The sequence below is a fragment of the Oleiphilus sp. HI0066 genome (assembly GCF_001635725.1).
In genome coordinates this window covers 1-886 of record NZ_LWFH01000211.1, presented here as the reverse complement: position 1 = coordinate 886, position 886 = coordinate 1, and the positions used below count along the sequence as shown (strand labels likewise).

Sequence of the window (886 nt, the reverse complement as noted above, 5' to 3'; positions counted from 1 at the left end):
CGCGCTTTTTCAGAAGTTGTGCTGTACGACAATGGCTCAAGTGATGCGACCTTAAATATTGCGGCTGAATATCAAAATGTGCAGGTATTTGAAGGGCAGTTTCAAGGCTTTGGAAAGACCAAGCAAGCTGCTGTCGCTTGTGCGACGAATGATTGGGTGTTATCGCTTGATGCCGATGAAATGATCACGCCAGAGCTGGGAGCGTACTTAGAAGACTGGCTTCCTAATCAAGATCCGACGATGGCGATTAAAGTGTTACGTAAAAACTTTTTAATGGGTAAGTATGTTAAGTATGCAGGCTGGGGCGGCGACTGGTTAGTGCGTTTGTTTAATCGCGAAGCGCATAATTTTAACGACAATGACGTACATGAAAGTGTGGCAATTCATGAGGGTAGCTACGTTAAAAAAATCCCTTACCCGATTGAGCATAACGCAGTTCAGCATCTCGGGCAGTTTTTAGTGAAGGTTGATCGATATACAGAAATTAATCGACAAAGTGGGAAAAGCTACCCGCCTTCTATTATTTTCTTAAAAGCTATGTGGCGATTTTTCGAGAGCTTTGTCGTAAAAGGTGGGTTTCTCGCAGGGTGGCGTGGTTTAGCTATTTCGTGGTCGAATGCGAATGGCGTGTTTTATAAGTATATGAAGTCTTACGCTGACAAACATTCTTCGTAGCAATCTTGGGGTACTCTTTTTGAGTCGGAATTGATTGGGTTGTACTGGCTCTTATATCAGGCTGGCTAATACGCCTTGCACCCAAAGCATGTAAAGTGCCGTGCCGCTAAAAATACTGATTAAGGCATTTTTAAATAGCAAGTGGGCAACGATTACAAGGCTCAAACTAATGATCTCAGGTAGTCCGTGATTGCCAGACAACCATTCGACA

2 protein-coding genes are annotated in these 886 nt (G+C 43.6%); one reads left to right on the top strand and one right to left on the bottom strand.

Annotation, left to right across the window (positions count from 1 at the left end; genetic code table 11):
- A partial coding sequence (locus A3738_RS03275) for a glycosyltransferase family 2 protein (protein WP_068763355.1) occupies positions 1 to 675 on the top strand: 675 nt, incomplete at its 5' end.
- Between the two features lie 51 nt (positions 676 to 726).
- Here A3738_RS03275 and A3738_RS32505 read toward each other — a convergent pair.
- Positions 727 to 876, bottom strand: coding sequence for an AzlD domain-containing protein (locus tag A3738_RS32505; RefSeq protein WP_082889949.1), 150 nt, complete (start codon positions 874 to 876; stop codon positions 727 to 729).
- Between the last annotated feature and the right edge of the window lie 10 nt (positions 877 to 886).